The following is a 25,220-nucleotide window of genomic DNA, read 5'->3' as shown; positions in this document are numbered from 1 at the left end:
CGGAGGGGTGGCAGAGCGGCTGAATGCACCGGTCTTGAAAACCGGCGGGCGCAAGCCCACGTGGGTTCGAACCGAGCGACCGCAGGGAGCGAGCTCGACGAATCTGCGAAGCAGGTGAGTCAATCCCACCCCCTCCGGCCCCGTCCCACCTCGATGGATTCACGACTCCGAGGGCCTTATCTTGCCCTCGGAGCGACGCGCCAGCCTGCGGCAGAGCCTCGATTGCGCAGGGCAGGCGCGTGGTCCGGAGGGGTGGCAGAGCGGCTGAATGCACCGGTCTTGAAAACCGGCGGGCGCAAGCCCACGTGGGTTCGAATCCCACCCCCTCCGTTTATTGATGTCGTATAAAACGATATATCACAACTGCTTACACATTCAGTTTCCGTACATGTCCCACAACACGTCCCTCCGTTTGGGCTAGAAGATCCGGGACGCCAACGTGGTGCGCGTGACCCGCAGTACGCGTCGAAAGTTGCCGACCCGCGACACCCACGCGTGCAGTAGCGAGCCGGGAAGCATCCACCGGCCTGCTCTTGAACCTCGGTCTGGCCCTTGGATATGACACCGGCCTGCCGCCCGGCCCGGCGCTGCCGGCCCGCCGTTCCCCGACCCGAACCGGCGTAGCTAAGCGGCCATTTCGGGACTGGTGAGGTGCGGGGCGTCGCCGTTGGGTGCGCTCGCCCAGGCTTGCGGGCGGGCTCCGGGGCGCGGGTAGTACCGCGGCCCGCCGCTCGGTAGCCGGAGGTGGGGTGCGTCAGGATGGCCAGACGGCCGTTCGGCGCCGTCGCAGCGGTCGAGCGCCTCCACGGCGTCGCCAATGGCGTGGAAGAGTCTTATGCGTGTGCGCCGGAAGTTCTCATCCGCAACCCGACTGGAGTCCACCACGTCGATCCCGCGCGCACGGAGCTGCCCGGCGCGTGGGAGGATTTGTTGGGGAAGGTCGAGAAGGCCCGATGCGAGTCCGTCGCCGCCTGTAGGTGAGGCGCGGCAATTCGTGCGATTCCGGCCGGGGTTGGCCCTGCGTCGGCAGGTCGACGATGGTCGCCTTCACAGGCGCCGCGCCTGTCCACGATCAGGCGAGTAGCAGCGGAACGCCTGCCCTTTCGCGCCGACCTCGGGGCGCTACACCCTGCGTCCGGCGGACAGTTGAAAGATGGCCCCATCCCGGATTGTGCGTCAGGTCCGGGCGGCGTAGCTTTTGCGCCGATAAATTGAGTAAGGGGGAAGGGGTTGATGATGTCAGAGTGGAGAGGGCCGCCCGGAAGCGCGGCGGCCGTAAGGATCGAGGGAGACCTGAACACCGAGGCGGTGTGTCTAGCTTTCGAGGCGGTGCTCGGCCATCTAGCGAAGGTGGTGGGCGACCTGATGGACGTAATGGAACTTACGCCGGAGACGCTCCCCGATGTCCGCCAAGAACTGGACCGCCACATCGCGAAGCTGGCGGACGACTCGCTTCTCCCGCTTGTGGTGCGCGGGATGACGGATCAAGGCCTTGTCTTCCCGGACTTCCGTGCGGACTTTGATCAGGCCTTCGCGCGTGCGGTGGCGGTGGCTCGGCGGGAGTTGGCCCGGAATCTAGAAAAGTTGCCCTTAGATTGAGGGAAGTGGGGGTCTCGAACCCCGGATGCCGCAAGGCGTTCCCCTAGGCTTGTAAGGCCTGTTCCCGTCCGACGGGAGCACATCCCCCTATAGAGAGCGGGTCGAGGCTGCAACCTCGGCCCGCTCTTGCATTGTAGGGGTTGTTGCCGAGCGATCCAGCCAAGGTAGGGTGCTCGGGGTGTGGCGTCGTACAGGGTCTATCGGATTTGACTGCGCGGATGGATACTCCTACATGGTCCTTTGAATCTGGCCGTAAACCGCCGTACGTCAAGCATTTCCGGTTACGGGAGGATCCTGCGGCCCTCAGCGTGTCCCACACGTTATGCGGCTGCGGTTGTGCGGTCGCCAGCGTAGTGCTAAGAGAGCTTCACAGGCTGATGTCCAGACTACTCATCCTAAAGGCAAGGCGAGATTCGCATGGGTGCTGCCAACATAGCCGTGCGGTTCGAGGAACTCGGGCAAGGGATGGACGAGCAGGTCACAAGCCTAAGAGCTGCCGGTTTTCGCGTCACGTTGCGGCGAGACGACCTCAACGGTCTCGTCGCTGGGCAGTTCGCGGTACAGCGCGACGTGACAGGGTCTCTGTTGTTTCGGGCCACGCTAACTCTTGAGGGCACGCTCGATGTTCGGCTCGGTTCGCCTGCCGACGACGCCCCGGTTCGACGTTATCTTGCCAGCGAGACGGATTACGTCTGGCAACCGCAGCCGGATGAGGGAGATGCAGGACCCTTCACCTCGCGAGCACTTGCTGCTGCTTGGGGCGAGGAACTGCTAGAGTTGCTTCGTGGGCTGAACCCGCCCACCGCCAGTCCTTACGGCTCAATCGTCACGAAGGAATAGGTGCGAGTTGATCGGCCCGACACGCCGATCAACCCGCACCGCCCGGCGCACCGCCCGGCCTTGGCTCAACTCCCCCATCAGATCAGGGTAGCTAACCATGAGATGCCGGGATGCGGGCCGGAGGCCACGGCCGAGTTGAACGCGGCCCGCTCCTGCTTGCACGGATCCGGCGCGGGGGATTGTGCCGCGAGTTGCAGCGAGAATAACGCCGCGGTGGCCGATCCACACGACATCAGCTTCCTGCTCATACGAACTTCCCCGAGTGTAACCAGCGGCGCGTGCCGGTGCTGAAGGCCACCATGAAGAACCGCAAGTGACTTGTCACGGGCTTCGACCCCGCACGCAATCCTTACAGAGACTTCGACCGACGCCGCCAATCACGGGAGATTTTTCGCCGGAGCTGATCCAGCCGGGTACGATCTTCTTGCCGCAGTTGCTACACACGGCGATCATCCCGTCCCGAAGTTCGACGGCCATCACTCGGCGCACCGCGCCGTCTTCGATGCCGTTGTCGTACGCGACGTCCTGTATCCGGCCCAGCCGCCGTGGAGAGAAGTTTTGGCGGTTCTCCGCGTACTCGAAACACACCTGCTGAATCGCGTACTCCTTTACCTCTCCGAGCTGTTCACCGAGCTTGGGCGCGTGCTCCCAAGCCCACTCCTTCGCTCCCACCTGGGAGGACACTTTCTTCCCGAGTTCGGTAAGTCTAAGGGGGCTCTCTCCGGTCATCAGCGGCTCTCCGGTCATCATGGTCCTCCTAAGGGCTAAACTGGTACGCCGCTCCTACTCTCGAAACCTCGTGGGCTTGAAACGTACTTCGCCCACGCCTCGATGAGTTCCCGCCGCCGCTCGAACAGGTCCGACCGCGCGTACGCCGCCGCGATCTAGTTCTTGACGACGTGAGCGAGGGCGGCCTCGGCGACCTCCCGCGGCTGCCCCCGTCTCCCCGCACCAGTCGCGGAACGAGCTGCGGAACCCGTGCGGCACAGCCTTGATTCCGTTGCGCGACAAGATTCTCGGAAGCGTGCCGCCGTGAATCATACGCCCGGTGACGGAGGGGAAGATTAGCCCGGATCCGTGGGAGATACATCTTCCGGGCACCGGTCGGGATGCTGGGGGAACCCTCGCAGTGGACGGCCTCGGCCGAGGTAGGGGCGATGTCACATGGTGATGCCGACGTCAAGGATCATCGCTCGAACCCTCCCCCGCCACGCTCGGGGCCTCGGGGCCGGGGCAGCCGGGGGGGACGAGGGTTATGGTCCGGCCGCGCTCCCGCTCCCATGTCGGTGCGCGCTTCCTCATCTCCCGCGCCCACCGCCCCGCGTCACGCAGCCCCCTTCGGTACGTCTCGCGCACCTTCCGCTCGATCTGCCGGGCGCTGTCGGCGTGCGCCTTGCCCAGCGCGGCCCGCTCGCCCTTGTGGTACCGGTCGAGATCCTCGCGCCAGCCCTCGACCAGGTCCTCCCGGCCCCGGACCGCGCCGACCAGCTCCCCCAGCGAGCGCTCGGTCCCATATCGGGCGAAGCACCTCCGCGCCCGTGCGCCGCCGCTCGTTGTTCGTGACCCGTCTCTCGCACCGGATCCGGCCCTGTTCCCGCCCGTAGCCCTCGGCCCAGCGCGACAGCCGGAGCTTGCTGTTGCCCAGCTTCGCCGCCTTACCGGTCTCCGGATCGACGCGGTTCGCGATCACTTGGACATGAGGGTGCCGGGTGTCGTCGTGCGCGACGATCAGCGCCTCGTGGCCCTCCATCCCCAGCGCCTCGAGGCTCCCGTCCACCGCCTGGCTCATCTCCTGTCGGGTGGGCGTTTCTTCCCTCGCCCGACTGAGCGAGTAGTGCAGCACCGGCTTCGCCAGCTTCCGACCCCCTCGCGCCCCGCCCGCCCGCCGCTTGAGGTCGGGGGCCGCCTTCGCGGTCGCGGCCATCAGCCGCGCGGCCCGCTCCGGCCGGATCGTCGCAAGGTTCCGGGTGTCGGTCCACGCGACCCGCTCCGAGGTCTCCGGGCTCCGGTCGTCCGGCTCCGGGGCATCGTGCAGGCAGTACGCCGCGACCCCGGCGAACGACCGCCCCAGCCCGTTGATCTTCGGGATCATCGGTCCAGCGCCTCGCCGGTCAAGAGATCCGCCGCAAGCTCGCCGACACGCCCGACCGCCTCCAGCGTCCCGTCCGGTGCCGAGCTCCGGAGTTCAGGGGGCGGGCGATCTGGTTCAGGTTCACGCCGATCCGGTGGAGTTCGACCCGCTCCTTGGCGCCGAGACGATGAACGGCCGCCATGCGGATCGGCCGTCCAGCGTCCGGCGGCGGATGTAGGCGCCCTTCGCCATCCGCGCCGCCCCCGGCTCGCGCGGCGATCTCCGCGGCCGTGACGCGCACGCAAATCGTGCGGCTCCGGCGTTCGGCCTCGGGCTTGCGGGGACGGACCATGTCGGGCGGCCTCCCTGTGGGGTGCGGCGGTCGTGCGGGGGTCCGGGGGATGCCCCCGGCCAGAGGTTTTCGTAACGCGAAAACACATCTGGCTCCACGGAGACCCGCAACGTGCGGGCCAGCGAGCGGCGACCGGCAGCTCACCCCCAGGTGTCAATGGCGGCTGCCCCGGGAGCCATGATCGCGCCCTGGGCGCGGGAGCCGACGCACGGAATCCCGGGTCGTCGGAATCGCCACGAGGTACGGTCAGGGGAGCGTTTCGGGCGGTGTCAACAACCCCCGAAACGGCGAGGTCCAATCGGTTCCGGAGTCGTCCCAAAGACGAACTGGCCTCGGCCGGCGGAGCCTCCGTCGCCACCCCGTCCATCGCTCACCGAACGTAATCTGTTACCGAATCTTCGTAGATTGGCCGAAACACGACGATTGGTTAGTCAGTTGGGCCGATAGGTCGGCGAGGAGAGCAAACTGATTGTTTAGGTGCGTGGGCGCAGTCAGGTGGCCATCGGGTTCGGATCCCCGACGCCAGCGTGGATCCGTGCTGAACGACGATCCGCAGTCACGCTCCCGTGCGGACGGCGTCACGCCGCTCGCCTCCACGCTGGATTCCTCCGAGCTGGGACACTCGGCCGTTACGGCGAGCATGAAATACCGCCTGCCGGTACCTTAGAGCCGGGATCGGGCTTCTGTATGAGGCCGTCCAAAGGAGGGACAAATGAAGGTGTTCGTTGCCCCGGCCCTGCTCGCCGCCACGCTACTAGCCTTTGGGGGCTGTGTGTCCGAACCGAACCCCGCCTCCACCCACTCGACCCCGCTCGAGGCGGCGGGAATGTGGGTTCCCGGCGTGGAGTTCTCACGAGTCAGCCGCGAAGCGACCGCCACCGGGGGGATCGTGATGGATGTCGCGGATGACCGCGTCGGCGCAATCGAAATCGGGGACTGCCAGCAGTTCACGATCCATTGGCCTCCAGAGGCGCAGTTATTCTCGGTCCTGTACGTAAACTCCAAGGGACTAGCCTATCCGGTAACTAGCGTCCTCACGGACAATCCGATCCTCCAACTCGCGGCCCTGCTTCAGTCTGCGGAAGACGGAACTCCGGACGGCCTGGCCGAACATTGCGGCGTTCCAGAGACGTACCTTAGGCTCGCTTCCACGCGAGCTGGCTTCGACCTCTTCGAGGCGTATGAGGCACAGGAAGACTCTCTTGCCGCTGAACGAGCGAACCGGGCACGGGCCGAGCGGGATCGCAGGGATTCCATGCAGGCTGTGAGGCTCGCGGAAATCGCGCGAGCGCAAAGGCGAGCGCAGGCCGTGAGAGATTCCATCGCCAATTCCATCCCAGGATCGCGAGGGTTCGAGAGGTTGAGGACCATTCCACTCTTCGTGATCGACAGTCCGGGCGAGGCGACGCCGTGCGGTCCAAGTCCCGGCTCCGGGGGACGCACGATCCAAGGACGCTACACGAGCGATGGCAATCTCCGCATGCTAGGTGTCGTCTGGCGGGATGACGGGCCCGACGTGGACGCACATCTACCGGGTTTCGCCATGTACAGGGATTGCGTCGTGCGGAGGTGGTTGACGTGGCAGCCGCGGATCGTGTTCATGGACGGCTTCGGCGACACGTTAGGAACCCTCCTTCCAGACGAGGAGGAAGGCGCTCGCGACAAGTGAACGAGCAAGAATCGCGCGTGTGTGGGAATCCATCGAGCGCGAACTCGACGCGCGGGGCGGCGGTTCCGAGGTGCTATGCGAGGTGGCCCAGCGGGCGGGGCGATTCGGCTATGAGTCATGCCGTACAAGCCTGAAGCGCTCCACTTGGTCTACCGGCTCGACTTCGCCGACGGCTGGAGCTACGTCGGCATCACGAGCCGCGCGGTCGAGACTCGGATACAGGAGCACCTTGGGCTGCTCTACATGGGCGGGTGGTGCGGGCATCACGACCGCGCCGAACGCCTCCGCCGGGGTTGGGGGACGAAGGGTATCATGGAGCGCCACGTTGCGAGGGGCTACTCGTGGACTTGGACGGTACTGGCGGAAGGGCTGTCCTTGCGGGCCGCACTCAAGTGGGAAGATGAGGAGATAGAGCGGATCGATAAGCCGCTACACCGGCGGACGACCGGACGGGCCGCGCTACGCCAGCGGGCCAAGATGTGGCACGACGCCCGGCAACCTTGAGGCGCTACCGCGAACTGGCGACAGTATGCCGTGTACCGTTTTGAATGAACGAAGATCGATTTGTCCGGAGGAATCATGAAGGCGCACAGGTGGATTGCATTGATCGGAGCTATGGTCGCTTGCTCCCAGACGCCGGGTCCGTGCGACGTCCTCGCGGCAAAACTCCGATTAGCTGACTCGTTGTCGGTACAAGCTGGAAACTCGTTGGTTGCCGCTGAACGGGCGCGGCTAGATGCGGTGACTGCGGAGTCCCGTGCTGACAGCTTGATGAAGATTCGTACCCGGCTGCTGGCCGATCGTCGTGCCGAATTGTGGTCTGCGTTTGAGGCTCGCTATCCCGACGGCTGGATGCGGACCGCTTCGCAGGACGAGGTCGATGCGTATCTCAGCGAGCGTCGTTCGGTTCAACGGCTTGATGTGCCCCTTCCGGCTGCCGACTCTTTGTTCGAGCGCTCCAATCGCCTGCGGGACGAGGCTGACGTTTTGAAGGCGGAAGCGCTCCGCGCCAGCGTGTTGGCCGATAAACTAAGTGAACCCGTTGATCGCCTCAGACTCGAAGCTGCTGAACAAGATTTGTTGTGTCGTTCATGAACGACTTCGGAAGGACCGAGCTCATGCGGGCCGTCTTTGACCTCCGACCTACGGTTTCGCGGCAGGCCCGACTCCGCGCGCGGGACTGGACGACGAGGCGTTCGGCGTATGGCCGTGGCCCAGCCGACCCACGACATAATCAGCCCAATCTTCCATCACGGTCCGGCGGCGCTCGAAGAGGGTGCCTCTGGCAGAGGCCGCTTCCACCTTGCCACGGTGGCAATCGTTGCGTCCTGCTTTCAGTGAGAGGCGGGCAAATGCCGCTGTCCGAAACATCGCTGCTGGAGCCCTTTTGGGGCAGAAGACTGTCAGGTGATTACGGTATCAGAAGGAATCATGCGTCTAGATGTCCTCAAGCTCGTCACCGCGGGCTGGCAGGCTGGCAGGCTGGTAGGTCCGCATCAGGCGCGAGGCGGTCCATCTGGAGCGGCGGGGGCGGAAGAGACTCCCAGAAGGAGGCGACGTTGCGAGACGGACGAGGTAATAGGGAGCGCGAGAGAGGGCGCGAGTTGCGGGGAGCGGTCGCGGGAGCAGCAGCGCTTTTTCTCCTCGCTCAAAGCGCCGTGGGGCAAGCTTGCAGCATCGAGTTCGAGGGCCGCCCGTTCGCAGTAACCAGCACCGGAAAAGGCTTCACGCTCCTGAGCGAGGAGGCGTCTATCGAGGCTTCGGTCAAGATCCTGCGCATCTGGTTCCCGGACGATCAGCGGGCCGTCTATCTCTTGGCGAGCAGAGATAACCTTCCTCTCAGGAGGGGCATCAGCGGCATCTTCACGACCTACCACGACGACGACGACAACGGGCTGCACCACTACGTGAGGAACAGCTCTGGGTTCTCAGATCTCCCGCTGGAGCCTCCCCCTAGTCAGCAACAAGGCGGCGTTGGCTACGTGGAGCACCTAGTATTGGGGCTAGAATCGATTACGTACTACGGTACCGGGACCCACCTCCCGGACGGCGAGTGTTTCCCATCTAGCGGGGGCGGCTGACGCTTGATGTCCGATCGCTCCACTCGAAGCGGGCGCGTCTATTCCTCGGCCATGCGGTCGAGCGGGGGCGCTTCGTCTTTCGGATCCGGTGGCGAAGGAGGCCTCTTGGGCGAGGCCGGCGCAGGGATCTCTGCGGTCGCGGGCCGACGAGTAGTGACAAGGAGTCACGGGTCGCCCGCGTCGCCCTCGCCGTCCGTGAGGCGGTCCATCACGAACGAGAGACGCGTGTGCCGGTGCGCTTTCTGCGGCTGTCGGAGAAGCGGCTGCGCCGGGATACTACATTCTAGCCACTCCGAGCTCTTCTCCGAGCAGCACCTCAGCGAAGTTCAAATCTTTGAGAAAGCCGATGTAGTCCATCATGAACTTGCGAAAGTCGTGCGGAGAAACGGAAATGAACCCGAAGGCCGTGCGTCCCTCCCTAGCGAGGAGCACGATGTTGCGGATCACCCCACCCTCGGTGAGTACGTTGCCATGGGCCAACGCGTTTCTGAGAATACTGAGGACCGCGCTTACCGGTACGTCCGACGGCATGGACCGCGCATCCCTGAGCTCTGGCCAGGTGTCTGGTCCGCCCGACCGGACGTCTTGCACGCTGCCCTTTCGCCACGTCGAAACCTCTTCCCGCCCCCAAAGCGGAGACGAGAGGAACGGTTTGTCTAGGAGCTCCTCGTACTGCCGCGCCGCCTTCGGATAACGGTCACGATCGCGCAAAGGATGCGAGGTGGCGTTAGGAGTTCCGAGTCTCTCGTACGGAATGATAAGAGCGGCCGTACTGATCGAGAGTAGCAACGTCACGTCGCGTCCCCGCCTGAGGGCCGGCAATCGAAACTCCTCAAGGATCTCACCGCATCGGAACGGGAAATCCCTCACGTAACTCGAATATGCGGACACCGAAATCGACTCCTGTGAGTGTGGACGGGACCCTCATGCCGGGGCGTGACTTGTTCAATCGGCATGTGAATCTCGCGTCAGTCGGCGTTCGTGCCAAGCGTCAGAAAAGCGGAAGATCGCGGAGGGCGGGTGGTCTCCACCCACATAGACGGCCTCGATCAGTCCTCGCATGCACGAACGGCGGGGATGAGATAGCGCGGCGTGGTCCCCCCCTCTCTTGGTTTCGATCTCGGAAGTCGTCCCGCTCCGAGCTCCTCGATGCCCCGACCCACGGTCTCCAGATCGCTCAAGAACGGGTAGAGATCCCCCGGGCGAGCGTACCATCCGGCCTGCTCAGGCTTCCTTTGATGCGGCGTCCGCGAAAGCGGGACAGCTCCAAGTGGATGGGGACCGTACACACGACCATGTTCACCGGCCGGGTCCGGGTGGAGTGGCCCGAGGGGATGTTTGAGTTCTGACACTAAGCGCCACTGGGACATAAAGGTGTCCACTAACTCGCGGTAACTCCATCGAGCGAGCGCGGCGATCCGCGAAAACAGGTGAGTCAACCGAGCGACCTCAGGGAGCGAGCTCGACGAACCCGCGGAGCGGATGAAGTCAATCCCACCCCTTCCGTCGAGCGGATTGCTAGCAACGCTAGCATGTCGTTACTCTATATCGTCATGAGGAGGCATCACGCATGGCGAACATCACGATCCGCAACCTTGACGACGACATTCGAACCCGCCTGCGCGTGCGAGCGGCGGGCAACGGCCGTTCGATGGAAGAAGAGGTGAGGCAGATCCTGCGCAACGCGGTCGGACCTGCGCCGAGATCCAGAGATCTCACGAGCATCATCCGCTCCCACTTCGGGCCGGCGAATGGAGTGGACCTGGAGTTGCCGCCGCGGGAGTCGGGGCGCGAGCCGCCTTCCTTCGAGTGAGGTCGCGGGCCGGAGCCACGCTGCTCCACACGAACGTCGTCTCGGAACTGATCCGCACCTCGCCCGAACCCGCCGTCGCGACCTGGGCCTCGGGCCACCGCGTGGAGGACTTGTTCTTTTCGGCGGTGAGCGAGGCGGAGTTGCGCTACGGTGTGGCGATCCTCCCGGTGGGCCGCCGCCGCGACACGCTGCTGTTCGAAGTCGATGCCATGCTCCGGGATGCCTTCGAGGACCGGGTGCTCCCCTTCGACAGCGATGCCGCTCGCGCGTACGGCCACATCGCGGCCCGACGCCGCTCCTCCGGACGTCCCGTTTCACCGGCGGACCGCCAGATCGCGGCGATCGCGGCATCCCGCCGCATGACGGTGGCGACGCGCAACGTTCGTGATTTCGAGGGCATGGGTATCGAGGTCGTGGATCCCTGGGCTGCGACTTGACCGCCCCGACCAAAACCTCTCCCACCTCCTCCGTTGGAATCCCACCCCAAACCGCACCCTACCATCCCGGGGGGCCATGTCAGGCCTTCCGCCTCACAGTATTATCTCCCCCCGACGCGGTGAGGGGCGGAACGAGGTCGATCCCACGATTCCATGGCGGGATCCTTCCGTCTTGAGGCCAAACGAGAACGGCTGGAGAGAATCGGCTTGATCCACACCGAGGCAGCGAGGCGTGTCGTCATCACCGGCGTCGGGATGGTCACGCCCATCGGCCTCGATGTGGATTCCACCTGGGACGCACTTCTCCGTGGCCGGAGCGGCGCGGGCCCGATCACGCAGTTCGATGCGTCCGACCAGGCCGTCCGCTTCGCCTGTGAGGTGAAGGGGTTCGATCCCCTCCAGTATCTGGACAAGAAGGGGGCGCGCCGCGCCGACCGCTTCCTGCAGCTCGCCATTGGCGCGGCGACGCAGGCCATGGAACAGGCGGGGTTCGGCGACGGGCTCGCCCACCTGCCGCCGGATCGAACGGGGGTCGTCGTCGGCGTCGCGGTCGGCGGGCTCCCGCTGCTGGAGGCACAGCACAGGAAGCTCTTGTCCAGAGGACCACGGGCCGTTTCTCCGCTCCTCATTCCGATGTTCATCCCGGACATGACGGTCGGACTGCTGTCCATCGTGTACGGGACGCGCGGCCCGAACTACGCGACCGTGTCGGCCTGCGCTTCGAGCGGCCACTCGCTGGGACTCGCCTTCCGCTCGATCCGAAGGGGGGAGACTGACGTAATGATCGCCGGGGGCACGGAGTCCGCCATCACTCCGCTCGCGGTGGCCGGCTTCGCGTCCATGGGATCGATGTCGACGCGTAACGACGACCCGGCGGGAGCCTGCCGCCCCTTCGACGCGCGGCGGGACGGGTTCGTGCTCGGCGAGGGCGCGGGGATGCTGATCCTCGAAGAAATGGAGCACGCTCGCGCGCGTGGCGCGGAGATTCTGGGGGAGATCGCCGGCTTCGGGCAGAGCGCGGATGCGTATCACATGACGGCTCCCGCTCCGGACGGGGTCGGCGCCCGCCTGGCCATGCAGCAGGCGATCGAAGACGCGGGGATCGCACCGACCGACATCGGCTACATCAACGCGAACGGGACCGCGACGCCGATCGGCGATGCAGCCGAGACAAAGGCGATCAAGGAAGTACTCGGCGATCACGCCCGATCGATCGTAGTGAGTTCAACGAAGTCGATGACGGGCCACCCGCTCGGAGCCGCCGGGGCGATCGAAGCCGTAATCTCCATGCTCGTCTGCAAGCACGGCGTGATTCCCCCGACGATCAACTTCGAGGAAGCCGATCCCGAGTGCGATCTGGAGTACGCACACGGCGGCCCCATCGAACGCCCCATCTCGGCGACCCTGTCGAACTCCTTCGCCTTCGGCGGCCACAACGCCTGCCTCGCGATCCGCCGCTGGGACGGCGAGTAGCGCCGGTCCTGTTGCCATATATATGGCAACGTTCATATGGTACTGCCATACCACAGGTTTGCAGTTCCGATTTGAGAGTCCGATGAAGACCACGCTTAACCTGAACGATGAAATCCTGATGAGGGCGAAAACGAGCGCGGCACACGAGGGCATCTCCCTGACCAGATTCGTCGAGGATGCGTTGCGTACGAAGCTGATGGACGACCGCCGGAAGGATCCGGCCTTCAAGCTCGAACTCAAGACGGTACGGGGGGACGCTCCGCCCAAGGTTGACATCTCCGATCGAGAGGCGCTCTACGACGTTCTGGATCGCGCGTGATCGCCCTCGACACCAACGTCCTGATCTATGCCCATCGGGTCGAGACCGAACTTCACGCCGTAGCCGCCCGGGAGTTGATTGCGCTCGCCGAGGGCGCGGTTCACTGGGGCCTGCCCATCTTCTGCGCGGTGGAATTCCTGCGGGTCGTCACCCACCGGCGGGTCTTCAGCCCGCCATCAACGTTGGAACAGGCCGTGGATTTCCTCGACGGCGTCGTCGCTTCGCCGAGCTGCCGCGTCGTCCTGCCCGGCGCCGGTTTCCTCGATCTGCTGACTGCCACTTCCCGCGGGGCCGACGCACGGGGAAACCTCCTGTTCGACGCGCAGATCGCCGCGTTGTGCCGGGAGCACGGGATCTCCGCGATTCTCACCAACGACCGCGACTTCGAACGTTTCGACGGCCTCGACGCGCGCTACCTCAAGCGCCCGGAGCCCTGACGAACCGGTTCCCGGAGGTTACACGATCGCCGACAAGTTGTGAGTGCGGCTACTCGCCGAAGATGCGTCCGTGGAGCCGGACGTTGTGCTCCGCGATCAGCTTCGGAACTTCGATGGCGTTCACCACGAGCCAGGTGAAGGTGCCGATGCCCCAGACGACGGCGATCGCATAGAAGGTCCACGCGCGCCGCACGAAGGAATCGAAGCCGCCCGAGACATCCCCCATTTCGGCCGACGCGAAGCCCACGAAGAGCCAGAGCATGGCCCCGGCCATGACGACCGAGAACACGAGTTGGGCCAGCGCCTGTTGTCGTCGTCCGAGATAGAAGTTGTGGGCGCCCACCACGCCGAACACCACGAGGAGAATGTACGCCACGAGCGGTGTCTGCTTCTTCGCTTCGTATTCGACCATCCGTCGATCCATTTTCCGTCCTCCGTTTCCTGTAGGGATACCGCCAATGTCGCGGCGTCGCCCCCGTCCGGCGACATCGATGCGCCGCTCGGGCGACAACGCCTTGCGGGTTGTGCGGCCCTCGGGCGACAATGCGCCTCGCGCCAGGCTCGGCCGCCGCCGTCACCGGACGGATCACACTTCCGTAACACGCGAAGAGGTTTGGACATGCGCCACTCGAAACCGACCGCGATCCTGGGCGCGGGGAATATCGGGCGCGCCATCGCCGAAGGGCTCGTGGCCGCCGGGTCGCACGCCCCTTCGGAAATCCATGTCACACGCCGGCGCACGGAGCGGGTCGCGGATCTCGCCGAGCGGGGATTCCGGGTGTCTTCCGACAATCCGGCCGCGGTCGCCGCGTGCGATACCGTGATCGTCGCGGTCCAACCGCAGGCCCTGGACGCCGTACTCACGGAAATCGCCCCGCGGGTGGACGCGGATCGGCATCTTCTCGTGTCCGTGGTCTCGGGGGCGTCGATCGCGGCGATCCGCCGCCATTTGGGACCCGACGTCGCCGTGGTGCGCGCCATGCCCAACACGGCCGTGGCGCTCCGCGAGTCGATGACGTGCCTCGCGGCGGAACCGGCCCACGCCGGCGCGCTCGACCGGGTGGCGGAGCTGTTCCGCGCCGTCGGGGCCACCCTCGTCGTGGAGGAGGAGCACATGGTCCCCGCCACCGCGCTCTGCGCCTGCGGCGTGGCGTTCTTCCTGAGGGCGGTGCGCGCCGCCTGCCAGGGCGGCATCGAGATCGGCTTCCACCCCGAGGAGGCGCTACAGATGGCGGCGCAGACCGCGCTCGGAGCCGCGGCGCTGGTGCGGGATCAGGGCCGTCACCCCGAGCGCGAGATCGACAGCGTGACGACGCCGCGCGGCTGCACGATCGCCGGCCTCAACGAGATGGAGCACCGGGGCTTTTCTTCCGCCTTCATCAAGGGGATCACGACCTCCGCCGTGAAGGCGGAGTCGCTCTACGCCGGTGACTGAGCAGACGCTCTACATCGTCGCCGTCCTGTGCCTCGTCATCGCGGGCACGGAATGGCTCGTGCGGCGGAGCTTCCTGCGGCACGGCGGCACCGCGCTGATGGTCATCATCTTCACGGCGCTCATTGCGAACTTCGGCCTCCTCCCGACCTCCTCGACCGAAGCCGACCCGGTTCCGGCCTACGATGCGATCTTCCGCACGGTCGCCCCGCTCGCGATCGTGTGGCTCCTCCTGAAGGTCAACCTGCGCGACATTCTCCGCGCCGGACTACCGATCATCACGCTCTTTCTCATCGGATCGCTGGGAACCGTCGCCGGCGTGATCGCGGGCATGGCCCTGGTGGACGGGCCGGCGCGCATCGGCCCCCTGTTCGGGCCGCTGGGCGGGATGTTCACGGGCACGTACACGGGCGGCAGCGTGAACTTCAACGCGGTCGCGCTCGAGTACGACGTGATGCGCGAGGGCGTGCTGTTCGGCGGGGCGTCGGCGGTGGACTCGATCATGACGACCGTATGGATGGCCGCGACGATCGCGATTCCCCGCTGGCTGCGGCCGCTCTGGCCGAAGTCCGGCTGGAACTGGGGCGGGTTGGCCGATGCGGCGCCGGGTTCCGGCGACCGGGCTCCGGACCTCGGCATCGCCGAGGACACCGAGCGCGTGCATCCGGTCGATCTGGCGCTTGTCCTCGCGATCGGTTTCGGGACGCTGTGGGCTTCACAGCGGCTGGAGGCGTGGACCACCGCGATGGGGTTCCCGATCCCGGATATCCTGATCCTCACCGTGATCGCCCTCATCCTCGCCCAGTTCCGGGCCATCACGAACCTCGCCGGAAGCCGGACGCTGGGCCTGTTCTCCGTCTACCTCTTCCTGTGCGTGATCGGGGCGCACTGCGACGTGCGAGCGCTGGCCGACATCGGCCCGCTCGGTCTCGCGCTCCTCGTCTTCACCTTCACGATCGTCGTCGTGCACGGGGCGATCACCTTCGGTGCGGCCCGACTCCTAAGGCTGGACGTGGACATCGCGGCCGTGGCGTCGCAGGCCAACGTCGGCGGCGGAACCTCGGCGCTCGCGCTCGCGCGCAGCCTCGGGCGGGGCGACCTGGTGCTGCCGGCCGTCCTGATCGGGTCGCTCGGAAACGCCGTCGGCACCTTCCTGGGGCTGTCGGTGGCCCGCCTGCTCCCCGCGTTGCTTTGATGAAACGGATGCTCGCCATGAGACTCGCCATAAGAGCTGGAACGCTGCTCGCCGTCGCCGCGGCCCTCGCTTCGACCGTCTCCGGGGCGGCCGCGCAGAGCTACGACCTCGTCCTCGCGGACGGTCGGGTGATGGACCCCGAGTCCGGTCTCGACGCGGTGCGCCACGTCGGGATCCGTGGCGGGACCATCGAGATCATCTCCGGATCACCGCTGGAGGGCGAGCTCGTCGTGGACGTGTCCGGTCTCGTCGTCGCTCCCGGCTTTATCGATTTGCACGCGCACGGTCAGGACCTCTTCTCCAGCCGGTTGCAGGCGCGGGACGGGGTCACGACCGCGCTCGAACTGGAGGGCGGCACGGGCGATGTGGAGGAGTGGTACGCGAGCCGGGAAGGGCAGGCCGTCGTCCACTACGGGGCCACGGCCTCGCACGGGGCGGCGCGCCGACTCGCGCTGGGAGGCCGGGAGGAAGCCGTCCGGCTCGCGGCCGATCTCGAGCAGGTCGCGGTGATGGAGAACCGGCTGCGGGACGAACTGGCGCGGGGGGCGCTCGGGATCGGCTACGGCATCCAGTACACGCCCGGGGCCCGGCGCGAGGAGATCCACCGGATGTTCCAGCTCGCGGCAGTGGAGGGCGTGACGAACTTCGTCCACATCCGCTACGCCGGACTCGTCGAGCCCGGCAGCTCGATCGAGGCCGTGCACGAGATGATCGCGAACGCGGCGTCGACCGGGGCCGGGGTCCACATCGTGCATATCGGATCGAGCGGACTGGGGCAGGTGCCGACACTCCTGAGCATGATCGAGGGGGCGCGGGCGCGCGGCCTCGACGTGACGACCGAGGTCTATCCCTACACGGCGGCCTCGACCGACATCCGGGCCGCGATCTTCGATCCCGGTTGGCGCGAGCGGTTCGGGTCCGACTACGGCGACATCGAATGGGACGCGACCGGAGAGCGACTGACGGAAGAGACCTTCAACGAGCGCCGGGAGACGGGCGGCCGCATCATCGCCCACATCATCCCGCAGGAGATGTTCGAGTTCGCGCTGGCCCATCCCATCGTGATGGTGGCGAGCGACGGCGTCCCGTTCGTGGACGGCAACGGACACCCGCGCGGGGCCGGCACCTTCGCCCGCGTGCTGGGACGCTACGTGCGCGAGGAGGGTCTCCTCACGCTCATGGATGCGCTCCGCAAGATGACGCTGATGCCGGCGCGGCGCCTCGAGGCCTACGTCCCGCAGATGGCGGCCAAGGGCCGCATCCGGGTAGGGGCGGACGCCGACATCACCGTGTTCGACCCCGCCGCGGTCATCGACAACGCGACCTTCGAGGCGCCCACGCAGCCGTCGTCCGGGATCGACCACGTGATCGTCGCGGGCACCTTCGTGGTCCGCGACGCCGAATTCGTCGACGACGCCTCCCCCGGTCAGGCGATCCGCCGGCGCTAGCAGCTCTCGTGGGAGGAGTCCCACGCCCCCTGCATCGGCTTAGGCCGATCCAAAATTCAATTTTCAATCGGCTTAACGCTTCACAGGGACTCCCGGGGAACCCCCGGGCACCTCAGGTTGCTCCCTCGGGTGCGGGGCGCCAGGCGACGGCGGTGGCGAGCCGACCCGATATCTCGCGCAGGCGCAGCCACTGCTGATAGTAGAGCGGGATCCCCATCATCGATTCCACGAACTGGAAGACGTACATGACGACGGCGAACACCGCGCCGTACTCGAGGGTCTGTTGGGCCGCGGCACCCACCGCGAAGACCAGCAGGCCGGTCATGAACACCCAGTTGATCCCGAAATTCGCGGCCTCGAGGTCGGAGAGCCGGATGTTCCATCGCATCATGGCGCGGAGGTGATTGCGCAGGTCGCTGGGATCGCCACCCTGGACGGCGTCGACCTGCCGCTCGTACTCGTCGTTGAACCCCTCGTTGTAGCGCGTCGTCAGACGTCCGGTGAGGGCGTACAGGGTCACCGTGGCGATGGCGACCACGACACACCCCAGGAAGACGGGGACGTTGAGCACCCACAGGATGAGCACGGTGCCCGCGAGCCCGAGGACGCTGTTGACGAGCGAGGGAAGGGAGTTCTCGAAGAACTCGACGATCTCCCGGAGCATGCCCAGGCGGGCCGTCCGGGTCGACGTTCCGCTCTCCTCACCGGAGGCGACCATCTCGTCGGCGAGGCCCACGTAGATCTTCGCGTAGGCCCGGCTGTCGACGAGACGGCGCACGATCGCGATGAGCATGGTCCCGGTCCCGAGCGCGGCGAGTTCGTAGAGACCCCGGACCGAGTCCGCGAGGACACTGTCGATAGCCCGCCCGATGACGAGAGGGAAGAGGATCCAGCCACCGGCCTCGAGCACAACCAGCGACATGGTGAGGGCGAAACGACCGGCGAAACGCCTGACGAGTGCGCGCATGCAACCTCGGGGGCTGGGGCTTCTATCGGCGCCGCCGCGGGGCGGCTTATTCTTCGCGGCCCCGCGTGTGGCGGGGAGTCAGTACGGAATATGAGACGCGTCGGCTTCGAGGCCGACATCCCAGCGCGGAGGTTCGCTCCCATGCGGTTGATCGAAGCGAGAACACCCATCCCACCCTTCCGGCGAAACGCGCGACACATCCTTCTGGCGGTAGCCCTCGCCGCACCTGCGGCAGAGGCGCACGGGGCGGGATTGCTCGCGCAGGCGAACGACGGTCAGGCGGACAACGCCGACGAGACTGCGCTCTACCAGTCGATGCGGTGGCGCAACGCGGGTCCGTTTCGCGGTGGCCGGGCGGTCGCCGCGGCGGGGGTCCCCGACGACAGGCTCACCTACTACATGGGCACGGCGGGCGGCGGTGTGTGGAAGACCTCCGATGCAGGGATCAGCTGGCGTCCCATCACCGACGGTTTCGTGGCCACCTCCTCCGTCGGCGCCGTGGCCGTCTCCGAGTCGGACCCGAACGTCGTGTACGTCGGGATGGGCGAACACTCGATCCGCGGCGTCACGACCTCGCACGGCGACGGCGTCTACCGCTCGACGGATGCGGGCCGCACCTGGAAGCACATGGGCCTCGTCCCCACGCGCACGATCTCCCGCATCCGGGTGCATCCCGACGATCCGGATCTCGTGTACGTCGCCGCCCAGGGGTCGCCCTTCGCGCCGACGCCGGAGCGCGGCATCTACCGCTCGGCGGACGGGGGAGAGAACTGGGAACTCGTCCTGCACGTGGACGAGAACACGGGCGCCTCGGACCTCGCGATGGACCGCACGAACCCGCGCATCCTGTACGCCTCCATGTGGGACCACGACCGGGATCCGTGGTACATCCGGAGCGGCGGCCCCGGCTCCGGCTTCTGGAAGTCGACGGACGGCGGAGACACGTGGGAGGAGATCAACGCGGGCCTCCCCGAGATGATGGGGAAGACCGCGATCGACGTGTCCCCCGCGGACCCGGACCGCGTGTGGGCGCTGATCGAGGCGGATGAGGACGTGGACGGCGTCTACCGCTCGGACGATGGGGGGAAGACGTGGACCCTGGTGAGTTCCGAACGCCAGCTGCGCGGCAGGGCCTGGTACTACATTGAGATCTACGCCGACCCCCGGGACCGCGAGACCGTCTACGTAATGAACTCGCCCTTCCTCAAGTCGATCGACGGCGGTCGCACGTGGGAGACGATCCAGACGCCGCACGTCGATCACCACGACCTGTGGATCAACCCGTTCGACGGCGACGTCATGCTCTCCGCCAACGACGGGGGAGGGACGGTCACCTTCAACGGGGGAGAGACCTGGTCCACGCAGGAGAACCAGCCCACGGCGCAGATCTATCGACTCGCGGTCGACAACCAGTTCCCGTACCGCATGTACGGCGGGCAGCAGGACAACACGAGCGTGGGCATGCTGGGGTGGGCGACGCACTCCGGCGGGCTGGGCTGGAAGGACTGGTTCGACGCGGGGGGCGGGGAGTCGGCCTGGGTCGCGTTCGATCCCGACAACCCGCGTTACCTGTACGCGACCTCGATCCAGGGGATCATCACGGAGCTGGACACGGAACTCGGCTCCGCGCGCAGCGTGCAGGCCTACCCGCAGTTCCAGCTCGGAATGGACGCCGAGGACATGCGCTACCGGTGGAACTGGAACGGACCCGTTGTGGTATCGCCGCACGATCCGACCGTGATCTACCACGGAGCGCAGCATCTGCTGCGGTCGAGCGACCGGGGGGTGACGTGGGAGGAGATCTCGCCCGACCTCACGCGGAACGAGCCCGAGAAGCACGTCGCGGCGGGCGGACCGTTCACGAACGAGGCTGCGGGGGGCGAGGTCTACAACACCATCGTCGCGATGGCCGAGTCGTCGCTTGAGGCCGGGACGATATGGGTGGGAGCGGACGATGGCCTCGTCCACATCACCCGTGACGACGGGGAGACGTGGACCGACGTCACGCCGGACGGGATGCCCGAAGGGATGGTGAACTCGCTCGATCCGTCGCCGCACGAGCCGGGCGGCGCCTACATCACGCTCAGCCGCTACAAGTTCAACGACTTCGCGCCGTACATCTACAAGACGGTGGACTACGGGGAGAGCTGGGAACGGATCGACGCCGGGATCGGAGCGGACAGGCCCGAGGCGTGGGCTCGCGTCGTGCGCGAAGACCCCGAGCGCAGAGGGCTGCTCTACGCCGGAACGGAACTCGGGATGTACGTGAGCTTCGATGACGGCACCTCGTGGCGAAGCCTGGATCTGAACCTGCCTCTCACCCAGATCACCGACCTCCAGGTGCAGGCGGGGGATCTGGCCGTGGCGACACAGGGACGCGGCTTCTGGGTGCTCGACGATCTCGCCCCGCTGCGGCAGCGGGCCGCCGCCGAGACCGCCGCCGGAGACCATCTCTACACGCCCTCCACCGGGTACCGCGTGAGCCAGGGACTCGGAGGTCCGGTCGGTCCGACGACGTCGGGGCAGAACAAGACGCCGGGCGTGGCGATCGACTACGTCGTGGGCGCCCCGCCGCAGGAGACGGAATCCGGGGAGGCGTCGGACCCGGCCGACGCGGCGGAGGGCAGGTCGCTGGTACTCGAGATCCTCGACGCGGAGGGCGCGGTGATTCGCACGTTCACGACGGATACGGCGATGACGGCCGAGGGCGTCCGTCGCTCCCCCGCCCCCGCGGCGCCGGGGCACAATCGGGTGTTCTGGGACCTGCGCGTGGAAGGTGGGCCGCGGATCGCGGAGTCCTACAGTTTCTTCGGGGAGGCGCCGGGGTATCGGGTGACGCCGGGCACATACGGCGCGCGCCTGACGGTGGGCGACGCGCCGGCGCAAACGCGGTCGTTCGAGGTGCGCGGTGATCCGCGGATACCGTCCACCGAGACGGATTTTGCGGCGAACGAGCGTTTCCTGGAGTCGGTGTTCGGGGCGATCGTGGACCTCCACGTCGGGCTGAACGACATCCGGGACGTGCGCGCGCAGGTGGACGCGGTCGTCGGGCAGGCCTCGGAGGCCGGCCTTTCCGGGGCGGAGGCGCTCGAGGCGGCAGGGACGGCGCTCACGGATTCGATCACGGTGCTGGAGGACCGCCTCTTCCAGAAGCGCCGGGCCGCGCAGCAGGACATGGTCGCCTACGAGGGGCTGCTGAACATGCAGTTGACCGCACTCATGGGTGAGGTCGACGGCTCGGACCTCCCCCCTCGCGCCGGAGTGCTGGAGCGCTGGGGCGATCTGGAGACCGAGTGGGTGGTGGAAGAGGCCGCGCTCTCGCGGGTGCTCAGTGAGATGCTCGAGGCGTTCAACCAACTGGCGCGGGATTCGGGCGTTCCGGCCGTCATCGCACGGGGCCGGCCGCGCGCCGTTTCGTAGCCGGCGCAGCACGGACCGCGCGGCGAGCTGTGCCACGAATCGTGCCGGGAAGCGCATGACCGGCCGGCTGGCGATCAACGGCGGCATTCCGGTCCGCACCGCGCCCTGGCCCGCGTGGCCGCGCTCCGGGGCGGCGGAGCGGCGCGCCCTCGCCGAAGTGCTCGAATCGGGTCGATGGGGACTGGGCGGCGAGGCTGTCCCGGAGCTGGAGGCCCGCTTCGCCGCGCTGCACGGCGCCCGGTACGCCATCGCCTGCTGCAACGGCACGATGGCGCTTCAGACCGCGCTCGTCGCTGCCGGGGTGCAGCCCGGCGACGAGATCGTCACGAGCCCGTACAGCTTCGCGGCGACGGCCCACGTGGCCCGTTCGCTGGGCGCCGTTCCCGTGTTCGTCGACGTGGAGCCGGGGACGCACAACCTGGATCCGACGCTGATCGACGACGCGATCACGGAGCGCACGACGGCGATCCTGCCCGTTCATATCGGCGGTCGCCCGGCCGACATGGATCGCGTGAACGAGATCGCCGCCCGCTGCGGCCTCCGGGTCGTGGAGGACGCCGCGCAGGCGTGGCTCGCGAGCTGGCGCGGCCGGGGTGCGGGGACGCTGGGCGATGCGGGCGCGTTCAGCTTTCAGTCGAGCAAGAACCTGTCGGCCGGCGAGGGGGGAATGGTCCTCACCGACGACGAATCCACCTACAGACGCGCGTGGTCGTGGCACGACTGCGGCCGCGATCCGGGGGGAAGCCGGCACGCCCACGCGGACGTTGGACTGAACCTCCGCATGGCCGAGCTTCAGGCGGCCCTCCTTCTCGCCGCCTTGGAACGCCTTCCCGCCGAACAGGCCATCCGCCGGCAGGCGATGGACGCGCTCGCGGCGGGCCTGGCGCAACTCGAGGGCGTGAAGACGCCGGACCGGGACGAGCGCATCACGACCCACGGCTGCCACATCTTCATGGTCCGGCTCGATGAGTCTGTTCTTGCGGCGGACCACGGCGGTGACGGCGACAAACGCCGCGACAAGCGCTGGATCATCGAGGCGCTCCGGGCCGAAGGGATCCCGGCGCATCCGGGTTACACGACACCGCTCGAGCGGGGGTTTCCGGTGTGCGACCGGCTCTGCCGCACAACGATCTGGATCAAGCAGGAGGTCCTCCTCGCGGGGGCCGCTCAGATGCAGGATGTCGTGGACGCGTTCGCGAAAGTCCTGGCGACACGACGCGGGAGGTGATGATGAAGAGCTACCAGTTCCGCGAGTACGGCGAGCCGCTCGGACCGGTCGAGCGGCCGACGCCCGAACCGGCGGGCGCGGAGGTGCTCGTCCGCATCCGCGCGTGCGGCGTCTGCCACAGCGACCTGCACCTGTGGCAGGGCTACTTCGAGATGGGCGGCGGGCGGAAGCTCGACGTCCGCGCGGTGCGCGAACTGCCCTTCACGCTGGGGCACGAGATTGTCGGCGAGGTCGCCGCGGCGGGGCCGGATGCGGAGGGCGTGGACGTAGGCGATGCCCGCGTCGTCTTCCCGTGGATCGGTTGCGGCGCCTGCGACTTCTGCGACAGCGGCCGGGAGCACCTCTGCCATCGCCCGCGGGCGCTCGGCACGCACGTCGACGGGGGCTTCGCGGACCACGTCATCGTCCCGCACCCGCGCTACCTGTTCGATTTCGGGAATGTCGCGCCGGAGTTGGCGTGCACGTACGCGTGCTCGGGGCTCACCGCCTACAGCGCCCTCCGCAAGGCGGAACGGTGGCTGGAAGACCAACTCGTCATCATCGGGGCCGGCGGCGTCGGTTTCGCCGGCATCCAGATCGCGAGGGCGCTCTTCGACGCCGAACTCATCGTCGTCGAGGTCGATGACGCGAAGCTCGATGCAGCTCGGCGGGCGGGGGTCGCGCACGTCGTGGATGCCCGCGACGACGACGCGGCCCGGCAACTTAAGCGGCTCACGAAGGGCGGCTGCACCGCGGTGGTCGACTTCGCCGGCTCCTCGGCGTCCGCCGCCCTCGGCTTCCGGACCGTCGCCAAGAGCGGCGGACTCGTCGTCGTGGGTCTGCTGGGCGGCTCGCTCCCGGTGCCGCTACCGCTGCTCGTGTTGAAGGATCTCGCCGTCCAGGGGTCCGATCTCGGAAGTCTCGCCGAGATGGGGGAGTTGATGGCACTCGTCCGCTCCGGGCCCGTCGACCCGATCCCCTACGCGACGCGACCGATGGCGGAAGCGGAGGCGAGCCTGCGCGATCTGGAGGGGGGAGGCGTCGTCGGGAGGATCGTCCTCACCGCTTAGGGTCGACCCCGGTGGAGGGCTGCCGGGCGCCCGGACGCGCCGGGTCCGCTCTCAGCAGTCGGCGAGTTCGATCTTGTCGGGCGCGTTCGGGACCGCGCACAGGAACTCGAACGGTTCATCGCCCACGGCATCGTAGGAGTGTGGCGTCCCCGCCGGAATGTAGACGACGTCTCCGGCCTTCACGTCGTGCCTCTCGTCCCCGATCGACACCCGGGCCCGTCCGCGGAGCACGTATTGCTCGTGTTCCACGGTGTTCGTGTGCCGCGGCATCCCGCCGCCCGGCTGCATGACGAAGCGCCGCAGCGCGAAGTTGGGCCCCTGATCCGGACCGATGAGAACCTGCGTTTCGGTGTCCGACCCGGCCGCGACCGGCGTCAGCCCGAACTCCGAGACATGTCGAACGCTCACTCGGTCATCCTCCTGGATTTCGTAGCGCAGAGTCGCGCGCAAAGAACCCGCCGCACGACCCGGAAACTTGCCCGCCCACGGCCCGCATCGCCAGATTCGACGGCCTCGCGGGCGTAGCTCAGTTGGCAGAGCGTCAGCCTTCCAAGCTGAAGGTCGCCGGTTCGACCCCGGTCGCCCGCTTTCTCTCGACACCCAGCTCCCGGTCGCCATCGAGTCGACCCCCCAAATGATGGCTCAGCACGGTTGACGATTGGTATCAATATTGATACCATTTCATATGGCAAGCACGCCAGCTCTCGTGAAGGCGATTCGCAACAATCCGAAGAACGTTCGGTTCGCGGATCTTGCCAGGATATGCGACGAATGCTTCGGCGAGCCGCGCCAGAAAGGAACGAGCCATCGAGTCTATCGCACGCCGTGGCCGGGCGATCCACGCGTGAACATCCAGAACGCCCAGGGGAAAGCCAAGCCATATCAAGTCCGCCAGGTCATCAAGGCAATCGATAAATTGGAGGGCATGAGATGAGCGACCATTACACCTATCGCGTTACATGGTCCGCCGAGGACGGTGAACATGTCGGCTTCTGTGCCGAGTTCCCTTCGTTGAGCTGGTTGGCGCCCACCCCGGCAAGAGCGCTGGCCGGTATCCGGCGTGTTGTGCGCGACTCGCTTTCGGACATGCGGTCCACCGGAGAGACGCCGCCCGAACCGATGGCCGACCGCGCCTACAGCGGGAGGTTTCTCGTCCGCCTGCCGCCGGAGGTGCACCGTGCCCTCGCCATCCGTGCGGCGGAAGAAGGCGTGAGCCTGAACCGGCTCGTGAGTGTGCGATTGGCGCGCGAAGCCTGATTGCGGTGCGCTCGCACACGTTTCCATGTTCCCGAACGGGAACGATTCTGCTCATTTGCGGTAGTTGAGTGCGAGCAATTCCCGTACGGGAATAATAGTATTGACACGCGCCGTTAGGGCACCCGATATTCCC

27 protein-coding genes and 3 tRNA genes are annotated in these 25,220 nt (G+C 66.8%); 22 read left to right on the top strand and 8 right to left on the bottom strand.

The features are described 5' to 3' along the window. Window position 1: 1 nt before the first annotated feature. The 4 genes from ACOGXI_RS09820 to ACOGXI_RS09805 all read left to right on the top strand — a co-directional run bounded on the left by ACOGXI_RS09820 (window position 2) and on the right by ACOGXI_RS09805 (window position 2,439). Window positions 2-137 (top strand) — tRNA-Ser (locus tag ACOGXI_RS09820). A gap of 109 nt (window positions 138-246) precedes the next feature. Further along, window positions 247-330: transfer RNA gene (locus ACOGXI_RS09815), tRNA-Ser, on the top strand. A 906-nt stretch (window positions 331-1,236) separates the two neighbouring features. Next, complete coding sequence (locus ACOGXI_RS09810) at window positions 1,237-1,599, top strand: hypothetical protein (protein ID WP_419938676.1); 363 nt, start codon at window positions 1,237-1,239, stop codon at window positions 1,597-1,599. A 417-nt stretch (window positions 1,600-2,016) separates the two neighbouring features. Further along, the gene (locus tag ACOGXI_RS09805) at window positions 2,017-2,439 is read left to right on the top strand and encodes a hypothetical protein (protein WP_419938675.1); all 423 of its coding nucleotides are present in this window, start codon (window positions 2,017-2,019) and stop codon (window positions 2,437-2,439) included. 77 nt (window positions 2,440-2,516) lie between these two features. Here the strand turns inward: ACOGXI_RS09805 and ACOGXI_RS09800 are convergent, their stop codons facing one another. The 4 genes from ACOGXI_RS09800 to mobC form a co-directional block, all read right to left on the bottom strand. Continuing rightward, on the bottom strand, window positions 2,517-2,687 hold the full coding sequence (locus ACOGXI_RS09800) for a hypothetical protein (RefSeq protein ID WP_419938674.1): 171 nt from the start codon (window positions 2,685-2,687) through the stop codon (window positions 2,517-2,519). A 73-nt stretch (window positions 2,688-2,760) separates the two neighbouring features. Continuing rightward, window positions 2,761-3,186 carry a hypothetical protein gene (locus ACOGXI_RS09795; protein ID WP_419938673.1) on the bottom strand — a complete coding sequence of 142 codons (426 nt, stop codon included), beginning with the start codon at window positions 3,184-3,186 and terminating at the stop codon, window positions 2,761-2,763. A 577-nt stretch (window positions 3,187-3,763) separates the two neighbouring features. Then, complete coding sequence (locus ACOGXI_RS09790; RefSeq protein WP_419938672.1) at window positions 3,764-4,531, bottom strand: relaxase/mobilization nuclease domain-containing protein; 768 nt, start codon at window positions 4,529-4,531, stop codon at window positions 3,764-3,766. Between the two features lie 19 nt (window positions 4,532-4,550). Next, on the bottom strand, window positions 4,551-4,862 hold the full coding sequence (mobC, locus tag ACOGXI_RS09785; protein ID WP_419938671.1) for a plasmid mobilization relaxosome protein MobC: 312 nt from the start codon (window positions 4,860-4,862) through the stop codon (window positions 4,551-4,553). Between the two features lie 712 nt (window positions 4,863-5,574). Between mobC and ACOGXI_RS09780 the strand changes: the two genes are divergently transcribed. The 4 genes from ACOGXI_RS09780 (at window position 5,575) to ACOGXI_RS09765 (ending at window position 8,612) form a co-directional block, all read left to right on the top strand. Beyond that, entirely contained in the window at window positions 5,575-6,531 is a 957-nt protein-coding gene (locus ACOGXI_RS09780; protein ID WP_419938670.1) for a hypothetical protein, read from the top strand. A gap of 117 nt (window positions 6,532-6,648) precedes the next feature. Next, window positions 6,649-7,035 (top strand): hypothetical protein, encoded by a 387-nt coding sequence (locus tag ACOGXI_RS09775; protein WP_419938669.1) that lies wholly within the window; start codon window positions 6,649-6,651, stop codon window positions 7,033-7,035. Window positions 7,036-7,110: 75 nt separating this feature from the next. Beyond that, the gene (locus ACOGXI_RS09770) at window positions 7,111-7,626 is read left to right on the top strand and encodes a hypothetical protein (protein ID WP_419938668.1); all 516 of its coding nucleotides are present in this window, start codon (window positions 7,111-7,113) and stop codon (window positions 7,624-7,626) included. Between the two features lie 464 nt (window positions 7,627-8,090). Further along, window positions 8,091-8,612 (top strand): hypothetical protein, encoded by a 522-nt coding sequence (locus tag ACOGXI_RS09765; protein WP_419938667.1) that lies wholly within the window; start codon window positions 8,091-8,093, stop codon window positions 8,610-8,612. A 276-nt stretch (window positions 8,613-8,888) separates the two neighbouring features. On the opposite strand, the gene ACOGXI_RS09760 is transcribed toward ACOGXI_RS09765, so the two are convergent. Next, on the bottom strand, window positions 8,889-9,503 hold the full coding sequence (locus ACOGXI_RS09760) for a hypothetical protein (protein ID WP_419938666.1): 615 nt from the start codon (window positions 9,501-9,503) through the stop codon (window positions 8,889-8,891). Between the two features lie 679 nt (window positions 9,504-10,182). Between ACOGXI_RS09760 and ACOGXI_RS09755 the strand changes: the two genes are divergently transcribed. The 5 genes from ACOGXI_RS09755 (at window position 10,183) to ACOGXI_RS09735 (ending at window position 13,091) form a co-directional block, all read left to right on the top strand. Next, complete coding sequence (locus ACOGXI_RS09755) at window positions 10,183-10,425, top strand: FitA-like ribbon-helix-helix domain-containing protein (protein ID WP_419938665.1); 243 nt, start codon at window positions 10,183-10,185, stop codon at window positions 10,423-10,425. Next, window positions 10,422-10,862 (top strand): type II toxin-antitoxin system VapC family toxin, encoded by a 441-nt coding sequence (locus tag ACOGXI_RS09750; RefSeq protein WP_419938664.1) that lies wholly within the window; start codon window positions 10,422-10,424, stop codon window positions 10,860-10,862. Before ACOGXI_RS09755 ends, ACOGXI_RS09750 begins: the two co-directional genes overlap by 4 nt. Before the next feature lie 207 nt (window positions 10,863-11,069). Beyond that, window positions 11,070-12,335: a beta-ketoacyl-ACP synthase II gene (gene fabF, locus ACOGXI_RS09745; RefSeq protein WP_419938663.1), complete on the top strand. Its 1,266-nt coding sequence runs from the start codon at window positions 11,070-11,072 to the stop codon at window positions 12,333-12,335. An 82-nt stretch (window positions 12,336-12,417) separates the two neighbouring features. Continuing rightward, entirely contained in the window at window positions 12,418-12,654 is a 237-nt protein-coding gene (locus ACOGXI_RS09740) for a DUF6364 family protein (protein WP_419938662.1), read from the top strand. Beyond that, window positions 12,651-13,091, top strand: a complete 441-nt coding sequence (locus ACOGXI_RS09735; protein ID WP_419938661.1) for a TA system VapC family ribonuclease toxin — start codon at window positions 12,651-12,653, stop codon at window positions 13,089-13,091. The genes ACOGXI_RS09740 and ACOGXI_RS09735 overlap by 4 nt, the downstream gene beginning before the upstream one ends. 49 nt (window positions 13,092-13,140) lie before the next feature. Here ACOGXI_RS09735 and ACOGXI_RS09730 read toward each other — a convergent pair whose 3' ends face one another. Beyond that, on the bottom strand, window positions 13,141-13,515 hold the full coding sequence (locus ACOGXI_RS09730; RefSeq protein WP_419938660.1) for an NINE protein: 375 nt from the start codon (window positions 13,513-13,515) through the stop codon (window positions 13,141-13,143). Window positions 13,516-13,710: 195 nt separating this feature from the next. Between ACOGXI_RS09730 and proC the strand changes: the two genes are divergently transcribed. The 3 genes from proC to ACOGXI_RS09715 are packed head-to-tail and all read left to right on the top strand — an operon-like array spanning window position 13,711 to window position 17,166. Continuing rightward, window positions 13,711-14,526, top strand: coding sequence for a pyrroline-5-carboxylate reductase (gene proC, locus ACOGXI_RS09725; protein ID WP_419938659.1), 816 nt, complete (start codon window positions 13,711-13,713; stop codon window positions 14,524-14,526). Beyond that, the gene (locus tag ACOGXI_RS09720; protein ID WP_419938658.1) at window positions 14,519-15,718 is read left to right on the top strand and encodes a DUF819 domain-containing protein; all 1,200 of its coding nucleotides are present in this window, start codon (window positions 14,519-14,521) and stop codon (window positions 15,716-15,718) included. Before proC ends, ACOGXI_RS09720 begins: the two co-directional genes overlap by 8 nt. 17 nt (window positions 15,719-15,735) lie before the next feature. Beyond that, a complete protein-coding gene (locus tag ACOGXI_RS09715) occupies window positions 15,736-17,166 on the top strand; it encodes an amidohydrolase family protein (protein ID WP_419938657.1) in 1,431 nt (476 codons plus the stop codon). Window positions 17,167-17,278: 112 nt separating this feature from the next. Here ACOGXI_RS09715 and ACOGXI_RS09710 read toward each other — a convergent pair whose 3' ends face one another. Beyond that, window positions 17,279-18,133: an ABC transporter six-transmembrane domain-containing protein gene (locus tag ACOGXI_RS09710; RefSeq protein WP_419938656.1), complete on the bottom strand. Its 855-nt coding sequence runs from the start codon at window positions 18,131-18,133 to the stop codon at window positions 17,279-17,281. A 90-nt stretch (window positions 18,134-18,223) separates the two neighbouring features. Here ACOGXI_RS09710 and ACOGXI_RS09705 point away from each other — a divergent pair, with 90 nt between their 5' ends. The 3 genes from ACOGXI_RS09705 to ACOGXI_RS09695 are packed head-to-tail and all read left to right on the top strand — an operon-like array spanning window position 18,224 to window position 23,830. Further along, window positions 18,224-21,553, top strand: coding sequence for a WD40/YVTN/BNR-like repeat-containing protein (locus ACOGXI_RS09705; protein WP_419938655.1), 3,330 nt, complete (start codon window positions 18,224-18,226; stop codon window positions 21,551-21,553). A 55-nt stretch (window positions 21,554-21,608) separates the two neighbouring features. Beyond that, on the top strand, window positions 21,609-22,781 hold the full coding sequence (locus ACOGXI_RS09700; RefSeq protein ID WP_419938654.1) for a DegT/DnrJ/EryC1/StrS family aminotransferase: 1,173 nt from the start codon (window positions 21,609-21,611) through the stop codon (window positions 22,779-22,781). Then, complete coding sequence (locus ACOGXI_RS09695; protein WP_419938653.1) at window positions 22,781-23,830, top strand: alcohol dehydrogenase; 1,050 nt, start codon at window positions 22,781-22,783, stop codon at window positions 23,828-23,830. Before ACOGXI_RS09700 ends, ACOGXI_RS09695 begins: the two co-directional genes overlap by 1 nt. Before the next feature lie 51 nt (window positions 23,831-23,881). Here the strand turns inward: ACOGXI_RS09695 and ACOGXI_RS09690 are convergent, their stop codons facing one another. Then, the gene (locus ACOGXI_RS09690; protein ID WP_419938652.1) at window positions 23,882-24,238 is read right to left on the bottom strand and encodes a cupin domain-containing protein; all 357 of its coding nucleotides are present in this window, start codon (window positions 24,236-24,238) and stop codon (window positions 23,882-23,884) included. A gap of 107 nt (window positions 24,239-24,345) precedes the next feature. Between ACOGXI_RS09690 and ACOGXI_RS09685 the strand changes: the two genes are divergently transcribed. From ACOGXI_RS09685 to ACOGXI_RS09675, 3 genes are all read left to right on the top strand, one after another. Beyond that, window positions 24,346-24,418: transfer RNA gene (locus ACOGXI_RS09685), tRNA-Gly, on the top strand. Between the two features lie 97 nt (window positions 24,419-24,515). Next, window positions 24,516-24,764: a toxin HicA gene (locus ACOGXI_RS09680; RefSeq protein ID WP_419938651.1), complete on the top strand. Its 249-nt coding sequence runs from the start codon at window positions 24,516-24,518 to the stop codon at window positions 24,762-24,764. Next, window positions 24,761-25,087: a type II toxin-antitoxin system HicB family antitoxin gene (locus tag ACOGXI_RS09675; RefSeq protein WP_419938650.1), complete on the top strand. Its 327-nt coding sequence runs from the start codon at window positions 24,761-24,763 to the stop codon at window positions 25,085-25,087. Before ACOGXI_RS09680 ends, ACOGXI_RS09675 begins: the two co-directional genes overlap by 4 nt. The last annotated feature ends 133 nt before the right edge of the window (window positions 25,088-25,220 follow it).

The sequence above is a fragment of the Candidatus Palauibacter sp. genome (assembly GCF_965208055.1).
Classification (GTDB): domain Bacteria; phylum Gemmatimonadota; class Gemmatimonadetes; order Palauibacterales; family Palauibacteraceae; genus Palauibacter.
Note: the sequence above shows the minus strand (reverse complement) of the source record. Positions and strands in the feature narration are given on the sequence as shown.